The following is a 6,555-nucleotide window of genomic DNA, read 5'->3' as shown; positions in this document are numbered from 1 at the left end:
TCAACCCAACCCTGACAAGGGAGGGCGCAACATGCGCTTCAGACACAGAGCCGCGGCAGGGTTCGCGACCCTGTTGCTCCCCCTGGCCGGACTGGTCGGCCTCGCCGCGGCCCCCGCCCAGGCCGCGAGCACCGCCACCGCCACGTTCACCAAGACCAGTGACTGGGGCACCGGCTTCGGCGGCCAGTGGACCGTCAAGAACACCGGCTCCGCCGCCATCAGCTCCTGGACGGTGGAGTGGGACTTCCCCTCCGGCACGTCCGTGACCTCCGCCTGGGACGCCGACGTGACGTCCGCCGGCAACCACTGGACCGCCAAGAACAAGTCCTACAACGGCACGATCGCGCCGGGCGCCTCCGTGTCCTTCGGCTTCAACGGCTCAGGACCGGGCTCGCCCAGCAACTGCACGCTCAACGGCGGCAGCTGCGACGGCGGCCCGAGCGTCCCCGGCGACAACCCGCCGTCCGCGCCCGGTACGCCCACCGCCTCCGGCATCACCGACACCTCGGTGAAGCTGTCCTGGAGCGCGGCCACGGACGACAAGGGCGTCAAGAACTACGACGTCCTGCGTGACGGCAAGAAGGTCGCCACCGTCACCACCACCTCGTACTCGGACACCGGCCTGACCGCCGGCACCGACTACTCCTACACCGTCCAGGCCCGCGACACCGCCGACCAGACCGGTCCGGTCAGCGGCTCGGTGGCCGTGCACACCACCGGAGGCGGCACCAATCCCCCGCCCACCGGCGACAAGGTCCGGCTCGGCTACTTCACCGAGTGGGGCATCTACGGCCGCAACTACAACGTCAAGAACCTGGTGACCTCCGGCTCCGCGTCCAAGATCACGCACATCAACTACGCCTTCGGCAACGTCACCGGCGGCAAGTGCGCGATCGGCGACTCCTACGCCGACTACGACAAGGCCTTCACCGCCGACCAGTCCGTCAGCGGTGTCGCCGACACCTGGGACCAGCCGCTGCGCGGCAACTTCAACCAGCTGCGCGAGCTGAAGGCCAAGTACCCGAACATCAAGGTGCTGTGGTCCTTCGGCGGCTGGACCTGGTCCGGCGGGTTCGGCGACGCGGCCAAGAACCCGGCCGCCTTCGCCCAGTCCTGCTACGACCTGGTGCACGACCCGCGCTGGGCCGATGTCTTCGACGGCATCGACATCGACTGGGAGTACCCGAACGCCTGCGGCCTGAGCTGCGACACCAGCGGGGCCGCCGCGTTCAAGAACGTGATGAGCGCGCTGCGTGCCAAGTTCGGCTCCTCCGCCCTGGTCACCGCCGCGGTCACCGCCGACGGCTCGGCCGGCGGCAAGATCGAGGCCGCCGACTACGCGGGCGCCGCGCAGTACATCAACTGGTACAACGTGATGACGTACGACTTCTTCGGCGCCTGGGACGCGCAGGGCCCCACCGCCCCGCACTCCCCGCTGACCTCCTACAGCGGCATCCCGAAGGCCGGCTTCACCACGGCCGACGCGATCGCCAAGTACAAGGCGGTCGGCGTGCCGGCGAACAAGCTGCTCCTCGGCATCGGCTTCTACGGCCGCGGCTGGACCGGCGTCACCCAGGACGCCCCGGGCGGCACGGCCACGGGCCCGGCGGCCGGCACCTACGAGCAGGGCATCGAGGACTACAAGGTCCTCAAGGGCTCCTGCCCGGTCACCGGCACGATCGCCGGCACGGCCTACGCCCACTGCGGCAGCAACTGGTGGTCCTACGACACTCCCGCCACCATCGCCACCAAGATGAGCTGGGCCAAGTCCCAGGGTCTGGGCGGCGCGTTCTTCTGGGAGTTCAGCGGTGACACCAGCAACGGCGAGCTCGTGAGCGCCATCGACAGCGGCCTCGGCTGAGCCCCGCCGGGGGCTGAACCGAGCCCCTTCGCAGCACCCCCGCGCCGCGGGCGGCCCCGGAGTACGGGTCGTCCGCGGCGCTTTCTCACGCACCCCGCGCGCCCCCCGCGTACGCGTGGCCGGGACCTTCGGTGCCCCCGGCGGGCCTGATGGCGGGCGCACCTGCGGCACACGGGCGGAAACATGGAGGGACAGCACGGGAACGACGGAAGACAGAACTTCTCACACGGGGGAAACCATGAAGCGGAGGCCCAGCAGGACGTCCAGGCGGAAGACGGCCCGTCGCGTCAGAAGGCAGCGGGCCAGGGCCGTCGGCGCGTTCACCGGGGCTGCCGCTGCGGCCTTCCTGGCCGCCGGCTCCGCCAACGTCACGGTGAACGTCGCCCTGGAACACCGCACGGTCGTGGTCGGCCACGAACCGGCGCCCGCCGGATACCACGGCCAGGTGTGCCCCTCGGCCACCAGGGCCGGTGAGGAGGGGTGACCGGAGTCAGGCCACTCTGACCCTCTCCCAGCAGTCCGCTGCCGGGCCCCCGTCCAACGGGGCCCCGAACGCCGCTCTACGCGACGTTCACCCGTTGTCCGGGCGGGGCCGCCTCCAGCCAGGCGAGGAAACCGGTCAGCGCGTCCTCGCTCATCGCGAGTTCCAGGCGCGTGCCCCGGTGCAGACAGGCGAGGATCACCGCGTCCGACAGCAGGGCGAGTTCCTCCTCGCCCTCGGGCAGCCGACGGCCGGCCACCTCGATGGAGGCGCGCTCCAGGGTCCGGCGCGGGCGGTAGGCGTAGGAGAAGACGCGGTACCACTCGACGCGGTCGCCGTTGTAGCGGGCCACGCCGTAGCTCCAGCCCTTGCCGCTGGTGTCGGTCTTCTCCGGCACGTCCCAGCGCAGGCTGCAGTCGAAGGTGCCGCCCGAGCGCTGGATCAGCCTGCGCCGCAGACCGAACACGAAGAGTCCCACCACCACGAGCAAGACCACGAGCCCGCACACAGTCAGAGCGAGGACCATCGGCACCGACCTCCTCGTCTCCTAGGTAATGGAACGGAAAAAACACCCACATTCACCTCAGCCGCGGCCGGTACCGGAGCAATCCGGTACCGGCCGCGGCTGAGTGACGTCATCACATCGCGCGGCGCGTTCAGCGCACCGCCGTCACCGCACGCAGTCGCACGTCCGCGCGGCGCTCGGCGGAGGCGTCGGCCGCCGCCTTGGCTCGCTCGAGCGCCCGCTCCGCGCGCTGGACGTCGATCTCGTCCGAGAGCTCGGCGATCTCGGCCAGCAGCGACAGCTTGTCGTCCGCGAACGAGATGAAACCGCCGTGCACCGCGGCGATGACCGTCGCACCTTCACTCGTACGGATGGTCACCGGGCCCGACTCCAGCACACCGAGCAGCGGCTGGTGACCGGGCATGACGCCGATGTCGCCGGACGTGGTGCGCGCGACGACCAGGGTGGCCTCGCCGGACCAGACCTTCCGGTCGGCCGCGACCAGCTCGACGTGCAGCTCAGCAGCCAAGAGTGGCTCCTCGGGTCACCACCCGGTGGGGTCACCGGGTGTTGGATACAAGTCTAGTGGGCGTGGGAGAGGGGGCGGGACGCGCCCGCCCCCTCAGCCGAGCACAGGGCTCAGGAGACGCCCAGCTCCTTCGCGTTCTTCTTCAGGTCCTCGAGACCACCGCACATGAAGAACGCCTGCTCGGGGAAGTGGTCGTACTCGCCGTCGCAGATCGAGTTGAACGCGGCGATCGACTCGTCGAGCGGCACGTCCGAGCCGTCCACACCGGTGAACTGCTTGGCCACGTGGGTGTTCTGGGACAGGAAGCGCTCCACGCGACGGGCACGGTGGACGACGAGCTTGTCCTCCTCGCCGAGCTCGTCGATACCGAGGATCGCGATGATGTCCTGCAGGTCCTTGTACTTCTGCAGGATGTTCTTCACGCGCATGGCCGCGTTGTAGTGGTCCGCCGAGATGTAGCGCGGGTCCAGGATCCGGGACGTGGAGTCCAGGGGGTCCACGGCCGGGTAGATGCCCTTCTCCGAGATCGGACGGGAAAGAACCGTCGTCGCGTCGAGGTGGGCGAAGGTGGTGGCCGGGGCCGGGTCGGTCAGGTCGTCCGCGGGGACGTAGATCGCCTGCATCGAGGTGATCGAGTGACCGCGGGTCGAGGTGATGCGCTCCTGGAGGAGACCCATCTCGTCGGCCAGGTTCGGCTGGTAGCCCACCGCGGACGGCATGCGGCCGAGCAGGGTGGAGACCTCGGAACCGGCCTGCGTGAAGCGGAAGATGTTGTCGATGAAGAACAGCACGTCCTGCTTCTGGACGTCACGGAAGTACTCGGCCATGGTCAGGCCGGCCAGCGCGACGCGCAGACGGGTGCCCGGGGGCTCGTCCATCTGACCGAAGACCAGCGCGGTCTTGTCGATGACGCCCGAGTCGGACATCTCCTCGATCAGGTCGTTGCCCTCACGGGTGCGCTCACCGACACCGGCGAACACGGAGACGCCGTCGTGGTTGTTGGCGACACGGTAGATCATCTCCTGGATGAGCACCGTCTTGCCGACGCCGGCGCCGCCGAACAGACCGATCTTGCCGCCCTTGACGTACGGGGTCAGCAGGTCGATGACCTTGACGCCGGTCTCGAACATCTCGGTCTTCGACTCGAGCTCGTCGAAGTTCGGCGCCTTGCGGTGGATCGGCCAGCGCTCGCCGTCGTAGGTCTCGTCGACGTTCAGCACCTCACCGAGGGTGTTGAACACCTTGCCCTTGGTGAAGTCGCCGACCGGGACGGAGATGGACGCGCCGGTGTCCGTCACCGCGGCCTGGCGGACCAGACCGTCGGTGGGCTGCATGGAGATGGTGCGGACCAGGCCGTCACCCAGGTGCTGGGCGACCTCCAGGGTCAGCGTCTTCTTCTCGCCCTCGTTCGCCGGGTCGGCGACCTCGACGTGCAGGGCGTTGTAGATGTCCGGCATCGCGTCGACGGGGAACTCCACGTCGACGACCGGGCCGATGACCCGGGCGACGCGGCCCGTAGCCGTCGCGGTCTCAACAGTGGTGGTCATTTATCGGTCACTCCCCGCGGTCGCGTCGGCCAGGGCACTGGCGCCACCGACGATCTCGCTGATTTCCTGGGTGATTTCGGCCTGGCGGGCCGCGTTGGCAAGACGGGAGAGCGTGTTGATCAGCTCGCCCGCGTTGTCGGTGGCCGACTTCATCGCGCGCCGCGTGGCGGCGTGCTTCGAAGCGGCCGACTGGAGCAGCGCGTTGTAGATGCGGCTCTCCACATAGCGCGGCAGCAGGGCGTCCAGGACGTCCTCCGCCGAGGGCTCGAAGTCGTACAGCGGCAGGATCTCGCCCTTGGGCGCGGTCTCCGCGGCGACCTCGTCGAGGCGCAGCGGGAGCAGCCGGGAGTCGATCGCCGTCTGCGTCATCATCGAGACGAACTCGGTGTAGACGATGTGGAGTTCGTCCACGCCGCCGTCCGCCGTCTCCTTCTCGATGGCCTCGATCAGGGGCGCCGCGACCTGCTTGGCGTCCGCGTACGAGGGCTCGTCGGTGAAGCCCGTCCAGGATTCCGCGATCTTGCGCTCACGGAAGTTGTAGTGGGCCACACCGCGCCGGCCGACGATGTACGTGTCGACCTGCCTGCCCTCGCGCTCCAGGCGCGCGGTCAGCTGCTCCGCGGCCTTGATGGCGTTGGAGTTGAAGGCGCCGGCCAGACCGCGGTCGCTCGTGAGGAGCAGGACCGCGGCACGGGTCGGGTTGTCCGCCTCCGTGGTCAGCGGGTGCTTGGTGTTCGAACCGGTGCCGACCGCCGTGACCGCGCGGGTCAGTTCCTGCGCGTACGGCGTGGAGGCCGCCACCTTGCGCTGCGCCTTGACGACGCGCGAGGCGGCGATCATCTCCATCGCCTTGGTGATCTTCTTGGTCGCGGTGACGGATCGGATGCGACGCTTGTAGACCCGGAGCTGGGCTCCCATGAGTCAGGTCCCTTCCTTACGTCACTTGGCGGCGGCGGCCGGGGTGTCCTCGCCGAGCAGCTTGCCGTCGCCGGTCTCGAACTGCTTCTTGAACTCCGCGATCGCCTCGGCCACGGCCTGCAGGGTGTCGTCGGACATCTTGCCGCCCTCCTTGATGGAGGTCATGAGGCCCTGCTCCTTGCGGTGCAGGTACTCGAGCAGCTCCTTCTCGAAGCGGCGGATGTCGGCGACCGGGACGTCGTCCATCTTGCCGGTGGTGCCGGCCCACACGGAGACGACCTGGTCCTCGGTGGCCATCGGCTGGTACTGGTCCTGCTTCAGCAGCTCGACCATGCGCTGACCGCGCTCCAGCTGGGCCTTGGAGGCGGCGTCCAGGTCGGAACCGAAGGCGGCGAACGCCTCCAGCTCGCGGAACTGGGCGAGGTCGACGCGGAGGCGGCCGGAGACCTGCTTCATCGCCTTGTGCTGGGCGGAACCGCCGACTCGGGAGACGGAGATACCGACGTTCAGCGCGGGGCGCTGACCGGCGTTGAACAGGTCCGACTCCAGGAAGCACTGGCCGTCGGTGATGGAGATGACGTTGGTCGGGATGAACGCCGAGACGTCGTTGGCCTTGGTCTCGACGATCGGCAGACCGGTCATCGAGCCCTTGCCCATCTCGTCGGACAGCTTCGCGCAGCGCTCCAGCAGCCGGGAGTGCAGGTAGAAGACGTC

At 69.0% G+C, this 6,555-nt stretch carries 7 protein-coding genes; 2 read left to right on the top strand and 5 right to left on the bottom strand.

Annotated elements, in window-relative coordinates:
- The first annotated feature begins 31 nt into the window (after positions 1-31).
- Entirely contained in the window at positions 32-1,861 is a 1,830-nt protein-coding gene (locus IE249_RS15705; RefSeq protein ID WP_189705432.1) for a glycoside hydrolase family 18 chitinase, read from the top strand.
- Between the two features lie 238 nt (positions 1,862-2,099).
- Positions 2,100-2,345, top strand: a complete 246-nt coding sequence (locus IE249_RS15700; protein WP_189705431.1) for a hypothetical protein — start codon at positions 2,100-2,102, stop codon at positions 2,343-2,345.
- Positions 2,346-2,421: 76 nt separating this feature from the next.
- Here IE249_RS15700 and IE249_RS15695 read toward each other — a convergent pair whose 3' ends face one another.
- From IE249_RS15695 to IE249_RS37415, 5 genes are all read right to left on the bottom strand, one after another.
- The gene (locus IE249_RS15695; RefSeq protein WP_189705430.1) at positions 2,422-2,868 is read right to left on the bottom strand and encodes a DUF2550 domain-containing protein; all 447 of its coding nucleotides are present in this window, start codon (positions 2,866-2,868) and stop codon (positions 2,422-2,424) included.
- Positions 2,869-2,998: 130 nt separating this feature from the next.
- Positions 2,999-3,376, bottom strand: coding sequence for a F0F1 ATP synthase subunit epsilon (locus IE249_RS15690; protein ID WP_189705429.1), 378 nt, complete (start codon positions 3,374-3,376; stop codon positions 2,999-3,001).
- A 110-nt stretch (positions 3,377-3,486) separates the two neighbouring features.
- A complete protein-coding gene (gene atpD, locus IE249_RS15685) occupies positions 3,487-4,923 on the bottom strand; it encodes a F0F1 ATP synthase subunit beta (protein WP_189705428.1) in 1,437 nt (478 codons plus the stop codon).
- The gene (locus IE249_RS15680) at positions 4,924-5,841 is read right to left on the bottom strand and encodes a F0F1 ATP synthase subunit gamma (RefSeq protein ID WP_189705427.1); all 918 of its coding nucleotides are present in this window, start codon (positions 5,839-5,841) and stop codon (positions 4,924-4,926) included. It abuts the gene before it with no gap.
- Between the two features lie 21 nt (positions 5,842-5,862).
- On the bottom strand, positions 5,863-6,555 hold a 693-nt coding region (locus IE249_RS37415), incomplete at its 5' end, for a F0F1 ATP synthase subunit alpha (protein ID WP_506366863.1).

The sequence above is a fragment of the Streptomyces anandii JCM 4720 genome (assembly GCF_014650655.1).
GTDB classification, from domain to species: domain Bacteria; phylum Actinomycetota; class Actinomycetes; order Streptomycetales; family Streptomycetaceae; genus Streptomyces; species Streptomyces anandii.
Note: the sequence above shows the minus strand (reverse complement) of the source record. Positions and strands in the feature narration are given on the sequence as shown.